Source organism: Embleya sp. NPDC059237 (genome assembly GCF_042754105.1).
Taxonomy (GTDB): Bacteria; Actinomycetota; Actinomycetes; order Streptomycetales; family Streptomycetaceae; genus Embleya.
Window position 1 is genome coordinate 240,828 of record NZ_JBHZAE010000003.1, and the last position, 16,943, is coordinate 257,770.

The 16,943-nt window shown below is 70.4% G+C and carries 15 protein-coding genes; 12 read left to right on the forward strand and 3 right to left on the reverse strand.

Annotated features, from left to right (window positions below; translation table 11 throughout):
• The first annotated feature begins 46 nt into the window (after window positions 1–46).
• From ACFXKZ_RS11685 to ACFXKZ_RS11695, 3 genes are all read left to right on the forward strand, one after another.
• Window positions 47–1,642 carry a hypothetical protein gene (locus ACFXKZ_RS11685; protein ID WP_379999057.1) on the forward strand — a complete coding sequence of 532 codons (1,596 nt, stop codon included), beginning with the start codon at window positions 47–49 and terminating at the stop codon, window positions 1,640–1,642.
• 72 nt (window positions 1,643–1,714) lie between these two features.
• On the forward strand, window positions 1,715–3,223 hold the full coding sequence (lysX, locus tag ACFXKZ_RS11690; protein ID WP_379999059.1) for a bifunctional lysylphosphatidylglycerol synthetase/lysine--tRNA ligase LysX: 1,509 nt from the start codon (window positions 1,715–1,717) through the stop codon (window positions 3,221–3,223).
• Between the two features lie 102 nt (window positions 3,224–3,325).
• Window positions 3,326–3,958, forward strand: coding sequence for a GDSL-type esterase/lipase family protein (locus ACFXKZ_RS11695; protein WP_379999061.1), 633 nt, complete (start codon window positions 3,326–3,328; stop codon window positions 3,956–3,958).
• 34 nt (window positions 3,959–3,992) lie between these two features.
• Here ACFXKZ_RS11695 and ACFXKZ_RS11700 read toward each other — a convergent pair whose 3' ends face one another.
• The gene (locus ACFXKZ_RS11700; RefSeq protein WP_379999063.1) at window positions 3,993–4,853 is read right to left on the reverse strand and encodes a peptidoglycan DD-metalloendopeptidase family protein; all 861 of its coding nucleotides are present in this window, start codon (window positions 4,851–4,853) and stop codon (window positions 3,993–3,995) included.
• A gap of 264 nt (window positions 4,854–5,117) precedes the next feature.
• Between ACFXKZ_RS11700 and ACFXKZ_RS11705 the strand changes: the two genes are divergently transcribed.
• The 4 genes from ACFXKZ_RS11705 (at window position 5,118) to ACFXKZ_RS11720 (ending at window position 7,519) form a co-directional block, all read left to right on the forward strand.
• Window positions 5,118–5,474: a BlaI/MecI/CopY family transcriptional regulator gene (locus ACFXKZ_RS11705; RefSeq protein WP_379999065.1), complete on the forward strand. Its 357-nt coding sequence runs from the start codon at window positions 5,118–5,120 to the stop codon at window positions 5,472–5,474.
• Between the two features lie 177 nt (window positions 5,475–5,651).
• Window positions 5,652–6,218: a DUF11 domain-containing protein gene (locus ACFXKZ_RS11710; protein ID WP_379999067.1), complete on the forward strand. Its 567-nt coding sequence runs from the start codon at window positions 5,652–5,654 to the stop codon at window positions 6,216–6,218.
• A gap of 216 nt (window positions 6,219–6,434) precedes the next feature.
• Window positions 6,435–6,944 (forward strand): amino-acid N-acetyltransferase, encoded by a 510-nt coding sequence (locus ACFXKZ_RS11715; protein ID WP_379999069.1) that lies wholly within the window; start codon window positions 6,435–6,437, stop codon window positions 6,942–6,944.
• Window positions 6,945–7,177: 233 nt separating this feature from the next.
• Entirely contained in the window at window positions 7,178–7,519 is a 342-nt protein-coding gene (locus tag ACFXKZ_RS11720; RefSeq protein ID WP_379999071.1) for an Lsr2 family protein, read from the forward strand.
• An 82-nt stretch (window positions 7,520–7,601) separates the two neighbouring features.
• On the opposite strand, the gene ACFXKZ_RS11725 is transcribed toward ACFXKZ_RS11720, so the two are convergent.
• Window positions 7,602–8,315 (reverse strand): SCO3374 family protein, encoded by a 714-nt coding sequence (locus ACFXKZ_RS11725; RefSeq protein ID WP_379999073.1) that lies wholly within the window; start codon window positions 8,313–8,315, stop codon window positions 7,602–7,604.
• A 478-nt stretch (window positions 8,316–8,793) separates the two neighbouring features.
• Here ACFXKZ_RS11725 and ACFXKZ_RS11730 point away from each other — a divergent pair, with 478 nt between their 5' ends.
• The gene (locus ACFXKZ_RS11730; RefSeq protein WP_126639262.1) at window positions 8,794–11,316 is read left to right on the forward strand and encodes an ATP-dependent Clp protease ATP-binding subunit; all 2,523 of its coding nucleotides are present in this window, start codon (window positions 8,794–8,796) and stop codon (window positions 11,314–11,316) included.
• 156 nt (window positions 11,317–11,472) lie between these two features.
• Here ACFXKZ_RS11730 and ACFXKZ_RS11735 read toward each other — a convergent pair whose 3' ends face one another.
• Window positions 11,473–13,653, reverse strand: coding sequence for an MMPL family transporter (locus tag ACFXKZ_RS11735; RefSeq protein WP_379999996.1), 2,181 nt, complete (start codon window positions 13,651–13,653; stop codon window positions 11,473–11,475).
• Window positions 13,654–13,797: 144 nt separating this feature from the next.
• On the opposite strand from ACFXKZ_RS11735, the gene ACFXKZ_RS11740 reads away from it, so the two are divergent.
• From ACFXKZ_RS11740 to ACFXKZ_RS11755, 4 genes are all read left to right on the forward strand, one after another.
• Entirely contained in the window at window positions 13,798–14,484 is a 687-nt protein-coding gene (locus tag ACFXKZ_RS11740) for a TetR/AcrR family transcriptional regulator (RefSeq protein ID WP_379999075.1), read from the forward strand.
• Between the two features lie 71 nt (window positions 14,485–14,555).
• Window positions 14,556–15,308 carry an SDR family NAD(P)-dependent oxidoreductase gene (locus tag ACFXKZ_RS11745; RefSeq protein WP_379999077.1) on the forward strand — a complete coding sequence of 251 codons (753 nt, stop codon included), beginning with the start codon at window positions 14,556–14,558 and terminating at the stop codon, window positions 15,306–15,308.
• Between the two features lie 143 nt (window positions 15,309–15,451).
• Entirely contained in the window at window positions 15,452–16,492 is a 1,041-nt protein-coding gene (locus tag ACFXKZ_RS11750; protein ID WP_379999079.1) for an NAD(P)-dependent alcohol dehydrogenase, read from the forward strand.
• Window positions 16,493–16,584: 92 nt separating this feature from the next.
• Window positions 16,585–16,935, forward strand: coding sequence for a tetratricopeptide repeat protein (locus ACFXKZ_RS11755; protein ID WP_246126865.1), 351 nt, complete (start codon window positions 16,585–16,587; stop codon window positions 16,933–16,935).
• Window positions 16,936–16,943: the final 8 nt, after the last annotated feature.

Genomic DNA, 16,943 nt, shown 5'->3' on the forward strand with positions numbered 1-16,943 from the left:
TCCGGGTCGTACGCTCACTTCGTCCGGTCGAGCCTGGGGGATCGTCGTGCTCCATACCTGTCTGTCCCGCGCGCGAGCCCTCGTGGCGATCGTCGCCGCGTTCGTACTGCTCGGCGCCGGTGCCGCGGTGACCCCGGCGCGCGCCGCCGGACCGACCCTGACTCTCGGTTTCGTGTCCTCCCACATCACGATCAACGATGTCGTGGTGAACGAGGCGGCGCCGACCTCCGGGTTCGACCTGTGGCTGACCTCCTCCGGCGGCGCCGTCGAGGACGTGCGGATCCTGATCGACACCACACGGATGACCGACTACCACGTGGGCCTGCCGGCATGCGGCAGGGAGGAGGGCCTCCTCGACTGCCCCGTCGGCACGGTCGACGGCTACCGCGAACTGCCGCCGATGCGCGTCGGTACCCGCAACGGACCGCGGGCTCCCGAGGAGCGATTCGGCCTGAAGGTCGTGGCCGGCGACGGGCGAGTCCTCGTCGCGAGAACCGAGTTCACGGTGTCGAAGGACCCCGCACCGCCCAACGTCTACGGGCTGAAGAATCCCGTGCCGGTGCAGGCCGACGGGACGGTCGACGCCGCACCCATGTTCCGCAACAGGGACGACGAGGCCGTCGGGGACCTCGTCGTGCACATGCGAACGGGACCGGGCGTCGACTTTCGCGAGCGGTTCGGCAACTGCTACTACTCGTCCGCCGACGGCGTGGAACCACCCGAGGCCCTGTGTGTGGCCACCGGACCCTTCAGCGCCCAGACCACATATCGGCCGACGAGTCGCGTCGGCCTCGGCGTTGCGCAAGACGTCGTGGTCTCGCACTTCACCGTCGAGGTGCAGAACTTCGAGCGGCGAAATCTCGACGATTGGTTGGCTCGGCACGGTCGAGCCCGTCGTGGCGACGGACCCGCGCTCGTCTTCGCCGAGGTCGACAGACTCGACGGCGCTCTCTACCGCCCCTTCGGCGACCTCTACGACCCCAAGTGGAACGAGCGGATGGACATTCGCTCCGTCCAGGCCGATTTCGCGCTGTCCGACGGCGTCGTCGTGGACACCCACCCCGTCGGCATGGGCTCTTCGGCGACCTACGTCGACTTTTCCGTCCGGGTGCGGAACGTGAGTCCGGGTCCGGCGTACGGGCACCTCCTCGACGTGACCGTGAACCTGCCTCCGAACATCGGGGCGGCGGGCAGCAAGCTCTGCCAACCGCAGTACCGGGGTCCCCGTGCCTACACATGTCCGGTGATCGCGGATCTGGCCGCGGGCGAGAGTGTCGACTACCACATGCAGGCCGTGGCGGAACCCGGCTCGGGCGGCAGCGCGCAGGTGAGCATGACGGGGGCGGGGACGACGCCGGGCCACTTCGTGCACATCGCCTTCCCCGTGGCTCCCGGGACGCCCCCGACCATCGGGACACCCGAGCCGATGCGGAGCGACGAGGCCGGCCCGCCTCCGCCGGCGATCCCCGAAACCGGTGCCACCTCCACCTCCGCCACCTCCGGCGGCCTGTCGACCGCGGCACTGGTCGCCCGTTGGGCCGTGGCGGCTCTCGCGGTCGCGGCCGTCGGGTTCGTCGGGTACCGGCGCCACCGGGCGTCCCGCGCCGGCGCCGCGGGATCGCCCCGCCCGCCTGCCGAGTGACGGTCGGGGCGGCTCGTCCGGACCGGGGAGAACCGGTTCGAGGGTCGGACGGCGGGTCGGTAGCCTTGTCCCGTGACCGAGCAGAGCGCAGCGCAGCCGCAGATCGACGACCTTCCCGAGCAGATGCGGGTTCGCCGCGACAAGCTCGACCGGCTTCGGGCGGAGGGGACCGACCCGTACCCGGTCGGCTTCCCCCGCACCACCACGGTGGGCGCGCTGCGTGCGGAGTTCGACGGCCTCGAAGCCGATGTGGAGACCGGGCGCCGGGTCGGCGTGACCGGCCGGGTCGTGCTGTACCGCACCGGCGGCAAGCTGTGCTTCGCCACGCTGCGCGACGGTGACGGCGACATCCAGGTGATGGTCTCGCTGGACGGCGTCGGCGCCGAGTCGCTGGCCGCCTGGAAGAGCGACGTCGACCTGGGCGACCATGTCGGTGTCGAGGGCCAGGTGATCACCTCCCGGCGCGGCGAGTTGTCGATCATGGTCGACTCCTGGGCGATCACGTCCAAGTGCCTGCGTCCGCTGCCGGACAAGCACAAGGGCCTGACCGACCCCGAGGCCCGGGTCCGCCAGCGCTACGTCGACCTGATCGTCAACGACGAGTCGCGGGCGATCCTGCGCACCCGCAGCCGGATCGTGCGCGCCATCCGCGAGTGGTTCGACGCCAGGGACTTCCTGGAGGTCGAGACGCCGATGCTGCAGCCGGTGCACGGCGGCGCCACCGCGCGCCCGTTCGTGACCCACATCAACGCGTACGACATGGACCTGTACCTGCGCATCGCGCCGGAGCTGTACCTCAAGCGCCTGGTCGTCGGCGGCGCCGAGAAGGTCTTCGAGATCAACCGCAACTTCCGCAACGAGGGCGCGGACTCGACCCACAACCCCGAGTTCACCATGCTCGAGGCATACGAGGCGTACGGCGACTACAACACGGTGGCCACCCTCACCCGCGAGGTCTACCAGCACGTCGCGCAGGACGTGTTCGGCTCGCAGATCTTCCGCTACGGCGACCGCGAGGTGGACATCTCCGGCGACTGGCGCGAGATCACCGTCTACGGCTCGGTCTCCGAGGCGCTCGGCGAGGAGGTCACCCCCGAGACGCCGATCGAGGCCGTGCGCAAGCTCGCCGACGCCCGCGAGATCGAATACGACAAGTCCTGGGGCCAGGGCAAGCTCGTCCAGGAGATCTTCGAGGCGCTGGTCGAGCACACCCTGATCGAGCCGACCTTCGTCCGCGACTACCCGATCGAGACATCGCCGCTCACCCGCCAGCACCGCAGTGTCGCCGGCGTCGCGGAGAAGTGGGACCTGATCGGCTTCGGCATGGAACTGGGCACCGGCTACTCCGAGTTGGTCGACCCGGTCGAGCAGCGCCGGCGGCTCACCGAGCAGTCGCTGCTCGCCGCGGGCGGCGACGTCGAGGCCATGCGGATCGACGAGGACTTCCTGCGCGCGCTGGAGTTCGCGATGCCGCCGAGCGGCGGCGTGGGCATGGGCATCGACCGGATGATCATGGCCTTCACCGGTCGCGGCATCCGCGAGACGATCCTGTTCCCGCTGGTGAAGCCGACCACCGACTGATCGACTCGACGGGAGCCCCCTCGGTGACGGTTCGTCGCCCCCGAGGGGGCTCCTGTCGCATTTCCGGGCGCGTCACCCGTTCGTACGCATAGGGTCGGCCGCATGGAAGCAGCAGCCCCCGATCTCCGGATCTGCGTCGCCGGCGACTCGTTCGTACAAGGTGTCGGCGACCTCTCCGGCGGCGGATGGGTCGGCCGCCTCGCGGCCGAGTCCCGTCGCCGGGGCCGGCAGGTGACCGCGTACAACCTGGGCGTGCGGTACGAGACCTCGGCCGACGTCGCCGAGCGCTGGTACGGCGAGGCCGTACCGAGGATGCGGCACGCCGACGGCACCGGCATGGTCTTCGCGTTCGGCGTCAACGACGTGCGGATCGAGAACGGCCGCCGCCGGGTCGCCCACGCCGACAGCGTCGCCAATCTCGACGCGATACTGGACACCGCGACCGGCGCCCGCTGGACCTGCCTGGTGGTCGGCGCGCCGCCCGTCCCCGGCGAGCGGGACCACGGTGAGGCCGCGCTCGCGCTGGAGGACGCCTACGCCAAGACCTGTGCCGCGCGGGGCATCCCGTTCGTGCCGATACAGCGCGCGCTGCGCGAGGACCCGCAGTGGTGGGCCGGCATCGAGGCGTACGGCGACGGCGCGCACTGCGACGCCGTGGGCTACGCCAAACTCGCCGCGCTGATCGCCGACGGCGGCTGGTGGGACTGGTTGGACTCGCTGGCCCCGGGGCACTGAGCGCGGCGGCCGACCCGCCGCGCCCGTCGTCCGGTCAGGGCTTGACGCCCCGGCCGGTCAGCCACGTGTTCGGGTCCACGGCCGCGCCGCCGTCGGGGTGCACCTCGAAGTGCAGGTGCGGGCCGGTCGAGTTGCCGGTCGTGCCCACGTAGCCGATCACCTCGCCCGCGGCCACCGAGCCGGAGGTCTTGGCGAACCGCGACTGGTGGCAGTACCAGGTCCGGGTGCCGTCGGGGTGGCTGAGCACGATGCGGTTGCCGAAGGCGCCGGCCGGACCGGCGGAGGTTATGGTCCCGGCCGCGGCGGCGCGGATCGGGGTGCCCGAGGGAGCGGCGAAGTCCAGGCCGGTGTGCGTGTGTGCCCAGCGTGCGCCGCTGTTGCCGAAGCGGCCGGTCAGCGTGTAGCCCGAGGTCGGCAGGACCCACCCCGAGGCGGCCCGCTCCGCGTCCGCCCGCGCCGCCGCGGCCTCCCGCTCGGCCTGTTCGGCCTGGGCCGCGCGCTCGGCCTCCCGGGCCTGCTCCGCCTCGGCCTCCCGGGCCTGCTCCGCCTCGGCGGCCGCCTGCTCCGCCTCGCGCGTCTCGCGGGCCTGGCGGGCCGCCTCCGCCGACCCCGCCGCGTCGAGCGTCGAGCGCTCCTCGGAGCGGGCCGCGACGTCCGCGCCACGATCGGCGAGCCGCCGCGCCGTCTCCGGATCCGCGCTCGCCGCACCGGCCGCCCGCTTCCCGGTCGAGTCCGTCCCCGCGCCCTGGACACCGGCGGTGACCGCCACGGCCAGCAGCGCGAGGCCGGAGACCACGACGACCGCCCGACCCGGACGCGCGCCGCGCAACCGGGCGCGGCGGTCGACGGGCGTGGCGGGGACTTCGGTGGGTGGGGAAGCGGGGGAGTACGGCACGAATACCTCGGGGTGTCGACGACGGGGCCGACACCAGTGGTAACAATCCGCCGCATATCCACCAAGTCGTAACGGAGCGGACACTACGTCATCGCGTAGTAGCAAAACCCGCACCCCACGCCCGGCCCCGATCCCGCCGAACCGACGGTCCCCGTTTGAAATCGGGCAAATTCGGATGAAGCTCCCTCTACGACGCCGCATAGGAGGCATCGCGGCAGGCGTGACGCAGTTCACGGCCCGACGAGGTTTCCCGAAGGGCGGGACATGAATCGACTAGGCGAACTCGAAGCCCAGGTGATGCTCCGGATCTGGCGGCGCAACAGCCCCGCGTCGGTACGCGAGGTGCAGGAGGCGCTGCTGCCCGATCGGGAGCCCGCCTATACGACGGTGATGACCGTGCTCGACAAACTGTTCCGCAAGGGACTGCTGCGCCGCCGGTTGGTCGGGCGGGCCTATCTCTATGAAGCGGTGCACTCGCGCGACGCCCATACCGCCGAGTTGATGCGCGACGACTGGATCTCCGGCGGTGGTCGAGCCGGCGCCCTGGTGCACTTCGTCGAGGGCATGACGCCCGAGCAGATCGAAGTGTTGCGCGACGCGCTGCGAGTCGCGCTGCCGTGAGCCGATTCGCGCGATCTTCGGCACTTCCCTGGGCTGATCGGGGGCCTTGTCAATTCGTTCGGCGCAATCCGCAGCGTCTTCGGGGCGCAACTCTGCGTAATCGTATTAATGATCTACGTAAGAAAAGCGGACTTCTGCGCGGTGGAACGGAAGCTGTGGAACGGAAAGTGGGCCGACATGATGCGAGCGAAAACCCGAGCGGGACGTGCCCTCGCGGCGGTCGCGGTCGGGGCGACCATCGCGGTGGGCGCGAACCTGGCCGCGGTCGGTACGGCGACCGCGACCCCCGCGCCGACCAAGCCGGCCGTGCCGCCGTCGCAGCCCGTCGACGTCGCCGCGCCGCCGAAGCTGGAACTGCGCCGCGTGGCCGACCCGGCGCAGGCCAAGCCCGGCGACCGGATCACCCATACGGTGACCGTGCGAAACGACGGCGGCACCGAGGCGAAGTCGGCGATCGTGCGCAACGCGTTGCCGGCGGGCGTGAAACCGGTCGAATCCAAGCCCTCGCAGGGTGAATTCGACAGCGCCACCGGAGTGTGGAAGACCGGCGGGATCAAGCCCGGCGCCGAGGTCTCGCTGATTCTCGTGCTCACCGTGCCGGAAGGCGCGGCCGGATCCGAGATGATCGCGAGGTCGAGTTTCGTCAGCGCGCCCGGTGCCAAGCCGGTGATCCGCAACGCGTGTACCGACGACGCCGAGGCGGCCTGTGCGGGCACACGCGTGGCTGATTCCCGGACACGGTAATGGCCGGGGAAATCCGTCCATATCCGGCCTGATCACTCCACAAGGGCACGGTTCGGATCTCGGCACCGCATGTATGAAGAACGTGTGGCCCGGGCGGTGGGAAACCTCGCCCGGGCCTTCGCGTGTCCATCCGGGTGTTTCCACCGCCACCGGGGCGGATCGGTGGTAAACCGGGCGGAGCGGCGACGCCTATCGTGATCGCGATAGCGTCAGCCCATGGAAGTGACGATCCGACGTGCCAGAACGTCCGATGTGCGGGCCATTCGGCGCCTTGTGGATGGGTACGTGGGGCTACGCATCCTTCTCGACAAACCCACGGTCACCCTCTTCGAAGACGTGCAGGAGTTTTGGGTCGCCGAGCGGGACGACAACAGCGAGGTGGTCGCCTGCGGGGCCCTGCACGTGATGTGGGAAGACCTCGCCGAGGTGCGCACTCTCGCGGTGGATCCGGCGTGTACCGGACTCGGCGTGGGACACCTCTTGCTCAGCAAACTTCTGGAGACCGCGCGTTGGCTGGGTGTTCGACGGATATTCTGCTTGACCTTCGAGGTCGACTTCTTCGCGAAGCACGGCTTCGTCGAGATCGAGGAGACACCGATCGACGGCGATGTCTACAGTGAACTGATGCGTTCGTACGACGAGGGCGTGGCCGAGTTTCTGGATCTGGAACGCGTCAAACCCAACACCCTTGGCAACACGCGGATGCTGCTCCATCTCTGGCAGTGATCTCGATCCGCGTAGACCGGACGAGTGTGGCGGAGATCGCGCGACCGGTGCTGGCGAACCCCTTGACGCTTCTTGCCCGCGGCGGTGTGGTGTGCGGTGAAGTCGTGACCACAAACCCGGTAACGTATTGCCGACTCGACGGGGTTCCGCGCCCGTGGGTTTGTATTTTCCCGCAGAAAGCGGTTTCCTTTTCTTGAGCTCGTTGTGAACCCTCCCGATGAAAGGGAATCCTGGTGGCACAGAAGGTCCAGATTCTTCTCGTTGACGACCTCGACGGCGGCAAGGCCGATGAGACGGTGACGTTCGCGCTCGACGGTGTCTCCTACGAGATCGACCTGAGCGCCACGCACGCAGAGCAGCTTCGCGCGGCGCTGACGACCTACGTCGACGCCGGCCGCAAGACCGGTGGCCGGGTCGCCGCCCGTCGCGGCGTTCGCCAGGTGGTCAAGGGCGGTGCCGCCTCGGGCGACACCGCCAAGATCCGCGCCTGGGCCAAGGAGAACGGCTACGACGTGAGTGAGCGCGGTCGTGTGCCGGGCAACATCCGCGACGCCTACGAGAAGGCCCACGCCTGATCGCCGACGCCGTAGACGAGCGGTGCTCTCCCCCGGTACGTACCGGGGGAGAGCACCGCTCGTGTCGTTTTGTGCCCGGTGCTCAGGCGGCGCCGGGACGGTGGTGGGTCAGCAGCCTGGGCTCGCGCATCCGCGGCCTCGGGAACAGCCGTACGTGCTGGCACGCGTGCGCCAGCGTGCCGATCAGCCGGGTGACGTCCGGGAAGCGCACGTCCACGTGTGGAAGCGCGGTACGCGCCGCGAGATCGTCCACCGGGGGCATCCGGCCGGGGTCGACCGGGGGTCGCACCCAGCGCGCGTGTTCCCACGACCGGGGCCAGGGCGAGCGCCAGGTGGCCGGCCACGGGAACGGCGCGGCCACCGTGTCGCCCTCGCCGTACGCGCGCAGGTCCAGGTCCAGGTCGGCCCAGTCCAGCCAGTCGAGCAGCGCGGGCAGGTCGCCCGCCACGCCGGGGGCGACGAAGAACTGCGTGCGCCCGCTGCCGGTCGCCGCCACCGGCCCGACCGGCAGCCCCTGGCGCTCGACCCGGTCCAGTGCCCACGTCCCGGCCGCGCCCGGCACGTCCAGGACGTCGAACCGCACCCCCGCGGCCAGCCGCACGGCGGCCCCCGGCGTGCTGGCCCAATACGCCGAGAGCAGCCGCGGATCGGTGGTCGCGGCCGGGATCGGGTCGGCCGACTCGACCGTCCCGGGAGCCGCGGGCCAGCCCAGGGCCCGCGCGTACCACATGGCCTCGTCCAACGGACCGGGCACGACGGGCGCCGAACGGGACGCGAAAACAAGCGTGGCTGCCATACCGTGTTCAACTCCGGGACGACAGCGAGGTTACGAAAGGTGATATGCCAACCGCGATGAGTGACATGGTTCGAGGGCTCGCCGCGCGGCGCCGCCCCCGGTGCCGGCACGGTCGCGTACGCACCGGTCGTGACCTGCCGGTATACAGCAGGTGTCGTCCGGGGTATGACCCGAACATGGAGGGGAGACGGGGAAGCGAAGTCGTCGACGGCGGCCGGATTCGGTGCGATCGACGGCGAAACCGGCGATCGAAAATGCCGCGTTCGCTTCTGGCGTACTCGGAATCGGCCTCAGTACGTGGCCGGCGGGAACATCGTCTCGCACCATCGGGTTTGACTAGTTGTCCAAGGCGGTCCGCAACACGTGGGTCGCCCGTCTTCACGGACGAATCGAGCGGTCCTGCGTGCAGGACTAGCATGCGGAAGGACAGGGAGGGGACCGTCCCCGATCTGCACGACCGCTCTGAGGAGCGATAACGATGTTCGAGAGGTTCACCGACCGCGCGCGGCGGGTTGTCGTCCTGGCTCAGGAGGAGGCCCGGATGCTCAACCACAACTACATCGGTACTGAGCACATCCTCCTTGGCCTCATCCACGAGGGTGAGGGCGTCGCTGCGAAGGCCCTGGAGAGCCTCGGCATCTCGCTTGAGGCAGTGCGTCAGCAGGTCGAGGAGATCATCGGCCAGGGCCAGCAGGCCCCGTCCGGTCATATCCCCTTCACGCCCCGTGCGAAGAAGGTCCTCGAGCTGTCGCTGCGCGAGGCGCTTCAGCTGGGCCACAACTACATCGGCACGGAGCACATCCTCCTGGGTCTGATCCGCGAGGGCGAGGGCGTCGCCGCCCAGGTCCTCGTGAAGCTCGGCGCCGACCTCAACCGGGTCCGCCAGCAGGTCATCCAGTTGCTCTCCGGCTACTCGAGCGGCAAGGAGTCCGCGACCCCGGGCGGCAGCGGGCAGGAGGGCACGCCTTCGACGTCCCTCGTGCTCGACCAGTTCGGGCGCAACCTGACCCAGGCGGCCCGCGAGGGCAAGCTCGACCCCGTCATCGGGCGAGAGAAGGAAATCGAGCGGGTCATGCAGGTGCTGTCCCGCCGCACCAAGAACAACCCGGTCCTGATCGGCGAGCCCGGCGTCGGCAAGACCGCCGTCGTCGAGGGCCTGGCCCAGGCGATCGTCAAGGGCGAGGTGCCCGAGACGCTCAAGGACAAGCAGCTCTACACGCTCGACCTCGGCGCGCTCGTGGCGGGCTCCCGCTACCGCGGCGACTTCGAGGAGCGCCTGAAGAAGGTGCTCAAGGAGATCCGCACCCGCGGCGACATCATCCTGTTCATCGACGAGCTGCACACGCTCGTCGGCGCGGGTGCCGCCGAGGGCGCGATCGACGCGGCGAGCATCCTCAAGCCGATGCTGGCCCGGGGCGAGCTCCAGACCATCGGTGCGACCACGCTGGACGAATACCGCAAGCACCTGGAGAAGGACGCGGCGCTCGAGCGCCGGTTCCAGCCGATCCAGGTCGCGGAACCGTCCCTGCCGCACACGATCGAGATCCTGAAGGGTCTGCGCGACCGCTACGAGGCGCACCACCGCGTGTCGATCACCGACCAGGCCCTGGTGGCCGCGGCGACGCTCGCGGACCGGTACATCTCCGACCGGTTCCTGCCCGACAAGGCGATCGACCTCATCGACGAGGCCGGTTCGCGGATGCGCATCCGTCGGATGACCGCGCCGCCGGACCTGCGCGAGTTCGACGAGAAGATCGCCAACGTGCGTCGGGACAAGGAGTCCGCGATCGACGCGCAGGACTTCGAGAAGGCCGCGTCCCTGCGCGACAGCGAGAAGAAGCTGCTCGCCGACAAGGCGAAGCGGGAGAAGGAGTGGAAGGCCGGCGACATGGACGTCGTGGCCGAGGTCGACGAGGAACTGATCGCAGAGGTTCTCTCGACCGCCACCGGCATCCCGGTCTTCAAGCTGACCGAGGAGGAGTCCGCGCGACTGCTCCGCATGGAGGACGAGCTGCACAAGCGGGTCATCGGCCAGAAGGACGCCATCAAGGCGCTTTCCCAGGCCATCCGGCGCACCCGCGCCGGACTCAAGGACCCGAAGCGTCCCGGTGGTTCGTTCATCTTCGCCGGCCCGTCCGGTGTCGGTAAGACCGAGCTGTCGAAGACGCTGGCCGAGTTCCTGTTCGGCGACGAGGACGCGCTCATCCAGCTGGACATGAGCGAGTTCTCCGAGAAGCACACGGTCTCGCGTCTGTTCGGTTCGCCGCCCGGATATGTGGGTTACGAAGAGGGTGGCCAGCTCACCGAGAAGGTCCGTCGCAAGCCTTTCTCGGTGGTCCTGTTCGACGAGGTCGAGAAGGCCCACCCGGACATCTTCAACTCGCTGCTGCAGATTCTGGAAGACGGTCGGCTGACCGATTCCCAGGGTCGGGTGGTGGACTTCAAGAACACCGTCATCATCATGACGACCAACCTCGGCACGCGGGACATCTCGAAGGGCTTCGGCCTCGGTTTCTCCGGATCGTCCGACGTCAAGACCGGTTACGACCGGATGAAGGCGAAGGTCAACGAAGAGCTGAAGCAGCACTTCCGTCCCGAGTTCCTCAACCGTGTCGACGACACGATCGTCTTCCACCAGCTTTCCGAGGAAGACATCATCCAGATCGTCGACCTGATGATCGCCAAGGTGGACGAGCGGCTGCGCGACCGGGACATGGGCATCGAGCTCCGTCCGGCCGCCAAGACGCTGCTCGCCAAGCGGGGCTACGACCCGCTGCTGGGCGCCCGTCCGCTGCGGCGCACGATCCAGCGCCAGATCGAGGACAACCTCTCCGAGAAGATCCTCTACGGCGAGCTGCGTTCGGGGTCGATCATCGTGGTCGACACCGAGGGCGAGGGCAAGGACGAGAAGTTCACCTTCGAGGGCATGGAGAAGGCACCGCTGCCGGACGCGCCGCCCGTCGAGGCGACCGGCTCGGGCCCGAACCTGACCAAGGAGTAGTCGCCGGCGCGAGCCGACGCGAGATGTGACGAAGGGGCCGTCCCCGGGATGCGAATCCCGGGGACGGCCCCTTTTCGTGTGCCGCACCCTCCCCCGCGTGACAGGGTGCGGCGGTCCGTGAGCGAACCTGCCGGCCGCCGCAGTGTCCGGCACAGGTCAGCGCACGGCGCCTGGCACGTCCGCGCCACGCTCGGCGCCCGCCCGGGCGGGCAGCGCCGGGCCGGACTCCGGGGCCGACTCGTGCAGGCCCACCCGCGCGTGCAGCCTGCGCAGCACCGGCGGGGCGTACCACGCGTGCCGGCCGAGCAGGCGCATCGCCGCGGGCACCAGCACGCCCCGGACCAGCGTGGCGTCCAGCAGGATTGCCAGCGCCGCGCCGAAGCCGAACAGTTGCAGGAAGCTCACGGTGCTGGTCAGGAACGCCACGAAGGTCACCGCGAGCAGCGCAGCCGCCGTGGTGACGATGCGACCGGTGCGACCCAGACCCTGGCGGACCGCGTCCGCGTCGGACGCGCCCGCGTCGTGCAGTTCCTTGATTCGGCTGGTCACGAACACCTCGTAGTCCATGGACAGCGCGAACGCGATGCAGAACAGCAGCACCGTCATCGAGGTGTCCATCGGCAGCGGGGTGAAGCCGAGCAGGCCGGACAGGTGCCCGTCCTGGAAGACCCACACGGTGATGCCGACCGCGGCCGTGATGCTGAGCCCGTTCAGGAGCAGTGCCCGCAGCGGTTGCAGGATGCTGCCGGTGAACAGGAACAGCAGGACGAAGGTGCTGAGCACGATCAGCCCGAAGGCGAGCGGCAGGCGGTCGCCGATCGAGGCCTTGGTGTCGACCAGGCGGGCGTCGGTGCCGCCGACCAGGGCCTCGGTGGCGTTCGGGGCGGGCACCGCGCGCACGTCGTGGACCAGGTCCTGCGCGGCGTCCGACTTGGCGGGCAGTGTGGTGATCACCGAGATCAGCCGCGCGTTCGGGCGGATCCGGTCGGGGCCGGCGGTGTCCACCCGGGTCACCCCGGGCAGCGCGGCGAGCCGACCCGCGTAGGCGTCCACCGGGGCCTGGGCGCCGGTGCCGAGCAGGACCACGTCGAGCGAGCGGGTGTCGTCGAGGCTGTAGTCCGCGCGCAGCGTGTCGCCGACCTGGCGGGCCTGGGTACTGGTCGGCAGGACCCGCTCGTCGGGCGTGCCGAAGGTGACTCCGAGCAGCGGCGAGGCGGCGAGCAGCAGCACCGCGACCACGGGCAGCGCGGTCAGCACGGGCCGGCGGGTGACGAAGCCGGCGAGTCGGGACCAGATCGGCGCCTCGGCGCCTTGGACGCCCTTGATGCCGCGGATGCGCATCGACTCCACGCGTGGGCCGAGCACGGTCAGCAGGGCCGGGGCGATGATCAGCGCGGCGAGCGCGGAGATGATCACCACGCCGATGCCCGCGTAGGCGAACGAGCGCAGGAAGTACTGCGGGAAGACCAGCAGTACGGCGAGCGCGGCGGCCACCGTCGCGGCGGAGAAGACGATCGTGCGCCCGGCGGTGCGCACCGTGCCCACCACCGCGTCGTGCAGGTCGTGTCCGGAGTGCAGCAGTTCGCGGTGTCGGGCCACGATCAGCAGCGCGTAGTCGATGGCCAGCCCCAGGCCCAGGGCCGTGGTGAGGTTGATCGAGAAGATCGACACGTCGGTGAGGCTGCCGAGGACGAACAGTTCGGCGAACGTGCCCATGATCGCGACGAAGCCGATCACCAGCGGCACCAGGGCCGCGATCAGGCTGCCGAACGCGAGCACGAGCAGCAGCAGGGTCAGCGGCACGGCGATCGACTCGGCGATCGCGAGACTGGTGCCGACCTGGCCGCTGACCGCCGGGCCGATCGCGGTGTCGCCGCCGATCCGGACCCGGAGCGGGCTGTCGGCGGGCAGTCGCGCGCTCTCGGGTAGTTCGGCGATGTCGTCCTTGGCCGAGTGGGCGACGAGCAGGGCGCCGCGTCCGCCGTCGGCCTTGAGGCCGGGTGCGTTGGTGGTCCAGTAGGAGGCCACCTGGTCGAAGCCCGGCGCGGCGGCGAGGGCGGCGGTGAGTCGCCGTCCGGCGTCCGCGACGGCGGGGGTGTCCACGCCGGAGCCGTCCTTGGCCCGGACCTCGATCACCACATTCGGGCGACCGCCGAAGGTGTCCTTGATCTCGTTCTGGGCCCGGGTGGAGGCCGAATTCGGCGCGTCGAACCCGCCCGACTTCAGCTTGCCGAAGGCTCCGAAGCCCACCCCGGCCGAGACGAGCAACACCAGTGTGCCGATCACGAGCACGGCGCGCGCTCGGCGGAAGACGAGGTCCCCTAGTCGTTCGAGCATGATCATCGACCTTCCATGCGATCCGTGGGGAACGGAGGGTGCGGAGTCCGGCGAGTCATGTTGACGCCGATAACAATGTTGGCATTGATAACTTTGCATTGAATGTGCGCGGTGTCAACATGGGGCTGGATCGAATGGAGAACCATGCCAAGCGAGCAAGCCGCCGGTACGCCGAGCCGACGCGGATATCACCACGGCGACCTGCGCAACGCGCTGACCGAGGCCGCGGTGGAGCGGGCCCGGGCGGCCGGTCCACAGGCGATCGTGCTGCGCGAGGTGGCCCGGGCGACGGGGGTGTCCTCGACCGCCGCCTACCGGCACTTCGCCAACCATCACGAGTTGGTCGTGGCGGTCAAGGACCACGGCTTGGCGCTGCTCGCGGCGACGATGCGGGCCGAGTTGGCCAAGGGCGAGCCGTGCCCGGACCCCGGTGACGAGGCGATGCGCCGATTGCGCGCGGCGGGTCTGGGCTACGTGCGCTTCGCGTTCGCCGAACCCGGGCTGTTCCGCACCATCTTCTTCGGCGGCGCCGAGGAGGAGCCGATGGTCGGCCGGCGGCAGACGGCCGAGGTCGAGGGCGACGACGGGGAGGCGTACGGCGCGCCCGACGTGTCGGACGAGTCGTACGCGCTGATGTCCGAGGCGCTGGACGAACTGGTCGCGCTGGGCCGACTCCCGCAGGAGCGGCGCAGGTATTCCGACGTGGTGATGTGGTCCGCGGTGCACGGCCTGAGCGTGCTGCTCCTCGACACGGAGCTGGCCCGGCTCCCGGACGACGTCAAGGCCGACATCGTCAGCCGCGGCCTCGACGTGGCGCTGAACGGTCTGTAACCCCGGCCGGCGTCCCCCGATAGGCCCTCTCCGGCGGGCGGGTGTGGTGGCGGGATCCCAGGATCGAAGGCATGAGTGCCGACTTCGCCGCCAGGACCGCCATCGTCACCGGGGCCGCCTCCGGGATCGGCGCGGCCGTCGCCCGGCGGCTCGCGGCCGACGGCGCTCGGGTCGTGGTCGCCGACCTCGACGACGTCGGCGCGGCCCGCGTCGCCGCCGAGATCACCGAGGCCGGCGGCACCGCCCGGGGCATGCGGGTGGACGTGGCCGACCCGGACTCCGGCGCGGAGCTGGTGCGGGCGACCGTGGCGGCGTTCGGCGGCCTGCACCTAGCGGTCAACAACGCGGGCGTCACCGGCCCGCACGCACTCACCGGCGAATATCCGGCGGACGGCTGGCGCACGGTGATCGACGTCGATCTCGGCGGTGTCTTCCACGGGATGCGCCACCAGATCCCGGCGATGCTGGAGTGCGGCGGCGGGGCGATCGTCAACGTGGCGTCGATCCTCGCCGTGGTCGGCTTCCCGAACGCGGCCGGCTACGTGGCCGCCAAACACGGCGTGCTCGGCCTGACCCGGACCGCCGCGATCGAGTATGCGCAGCGCGGGATCCGGATCAACGCGGTCGGTCCGGGCTTCGTCGAGACCCCGCTGCTCGCCGACGCCGACCCGAAGGCGCGCGCCGCGCTGACCCGGCTGCATCCGATGGGCCGACTCGGCACCCCCGAGGAGGTCGCCGAACCGGTCGCCTTCCTGCTCTCCGACCGGGCCTCGTTCATCACCGGGAGCTACCACCCGGTCGACGGCGGCTACACCGCGCCGTAGCACGCGCGTCGGGATACCCCGCCCCGGTAATCCATCCGGTTGGCGGGTCCTAGTCTGGAAACGACGTCGCCGGCCCACCGTGCCACCCGAGCACCAGCCATGTCACCCGCATGGGGGCCGGTACGCCGGAAAGGGAGAAACCCATGAAGGCCGTCCAATACGTCGAGTTCGGCAAGCCGGTCGAGGTGCGGGAGATCCCCGCACCCGAACCGGGCCCCGGGCAGGTACTGCTCCGGGTCACCGCCGCGGGCGTCTGCCACTCCGACATCTTCGTGATGAGCCGCCCGCCCGCCGATTTCGGCTTCGCCGCCCCGCTCACCCTGGGCCACGAGGGCGCCGGCGTGGTCGCCGCGCTCGGCGAGGGGGTCACCGGCCTGGCGATCGGCGACGCCGTGGTCGTGTACGGGCCGTGGGGCTGCGGCACCTGCCACGCGTGCGCGCAGGGCCGGGAGAACTACTGCTCGCGCGCCGGGGAACTCGGCATCCGCCCGCCCGGCCTGGGTGCCCCCGGTGCGCTCGCCGATTACCTGCTGATCGACGACCCGCGCCACCTGGTCCCGATCGGCGACCTGGACCCGGTGCGGACCGTCCCGCTGACCGACGCCGGGCTGACCCCATACCACGCGATCAAACGTTCGCTGGACAAGCTGTACGCGGGCAGCACGGCCGTGGTGATCGGCGTCGGCGGCCTCGGCCACATCGGAGTGCAGTTGCTTCGCGCGCTCTCCGCCGCGCAGGTGATCGCGCTGGACGTGAGCGAGGACAAACTGGAGTTGGCCCGGGCCTCCGGCGCGCACATGGCGATCACCTCCGACGCCAAGGCCGCCGACATCGTCCGCGAGGCCACCGACGGACGCGGCGCGCAACTCGTGCTCGACTTCGCCGGCGTACAACCCACCGTCGACCTCGCCGCGAAGTGCGCCGGCGTGGAAAGCGACCTGACCATCGTCGGCATCGGCGGCGGCACCCTCCCGGTCGGCTTCGGGCTGATCCCGTACGAGTGCTCGGTCAGCACCCCCTACTGGGGCTCGCGCGCCGAACTGATCGAACTGATCGACCTGGCCCGCCGCGGCGCGGTGAAGGCGCACGTGGAGACATTCACGCTGGACGACGCTCCCGAGGTGTACGACCGGCTGCACCACGGCCGGATCAACGGCCGCGCGGTGCTCGTCCCGGGCGCCTGAGCGGGGTCCGCGCAACCGTTGGAATACCCGGCCGGGGTATTCGGTTCTGTCGGGTGTCCGACGCCGTCACGAGCATCGCGAAGGGAGCCGACGTGACGCTGACCCTGGAGACCTACCGCATGGCCGAAGGACTGGTCGAGCAGCGCGAGCCGCTGCGTGCGCTGCGCCTGTTGGAGCCGGCCCTCGACGAGGAGCGCGACAACGTCGCCGTGCAGCAACTGGCCGGGCGGGCGTACTACCTCTCGCTTCAGCTCCGCCGGGCCGAGGCCACGCTGCGCCGGGTGATCGAGCTGGACCCGTGTGACGCGTGGGCCACCCACGCGCTCGGCCGCACCCTGGAGCGGGCCGGCCGAGGGGCCGAGGCGGCGCCGTACCTGCGGCTCGCGGCGGCGATGAACCCGGAGCCGGAATACACCGCGGCGGCGGCCAGGTACGCCGACTGACCGACCCG

Bases quoted from the DNA above. Each gene is read 5' to 3' on its own strand.
- ACFXKZ_RS11730 (WP_126639262.1), top strand. From the start codon at position 8,794: ATGTTCGAGAGGTTCACCGACCGCGCGCGGCGGGTTGTCGTCCTGGCT.
- ACFXKZ_RS11735 (WP_379999996.1), bottom strand. From the start codon at position 13,653: ATGCTCGAACGACTAGGGGACCTCGTCTTCCGCCGAGCGCGCGCCGTG.
- ACFXKZ_RS11715 (WP_379999069.1), top strand. From the start codon at position 6,435: ATGGAAGTGACGATCCGACGTGCCAGAACGTCCGATGTGCGGGCCATT.
- ACFXKZ_RS11705 (WP_379999065.1), top strand. From the start codon at position 5,118: ATGAATCGACTAGGCGAACTCGAAGCCCAGGTGATGCTCCGGATCTGG.
- ACFXKZ_RS11750 (WP_379999079.1), top strand. From the start codon at position 15,452: ATGAAGGCCGTCCAATACGTCGAGTTCGGCAAGCCGGTCGAGGTGCGG.
- ACFXKZ_RS11745 (WP_379999077.1), top strand. From the start codon at position 14,556: ATGAGTGCCGACTTCGCCGCCAGGACCGCCATCGTCACCGGGGCCGCC.
- ACFXKZ_RS11725 (WP_379999073.1), bottom strand. From the start codon at position 8,315: ATGGCAGCCACGCTTGTTTTCGCGTCCCGTTCGGCGCCCGTCGTGCCC.
- ACFXKZ_RS11695 (WP_379999061.1), top strand. From the start codon at position 3,326: ATGGAAGCAGCAGCCCCCGATCTCCGGATCTGCGTCGCCGGCGACTCG.
- ACFXKZ_RS11740 (WP_379999075.1), top strand. From the start codon at position 13,798: ATGCCAAGCGAGCAAGCCGCCGGTACGCCGAGCCGACGCGGATATCAC.
- ACFXKZ_RS11710 (WP_379999067.1), top strand. From the start codon at position 5,652: ATGATGCGAGCGAAAACCCGAGCGGGACGTGCCCTCGCGGCGGTCGCG.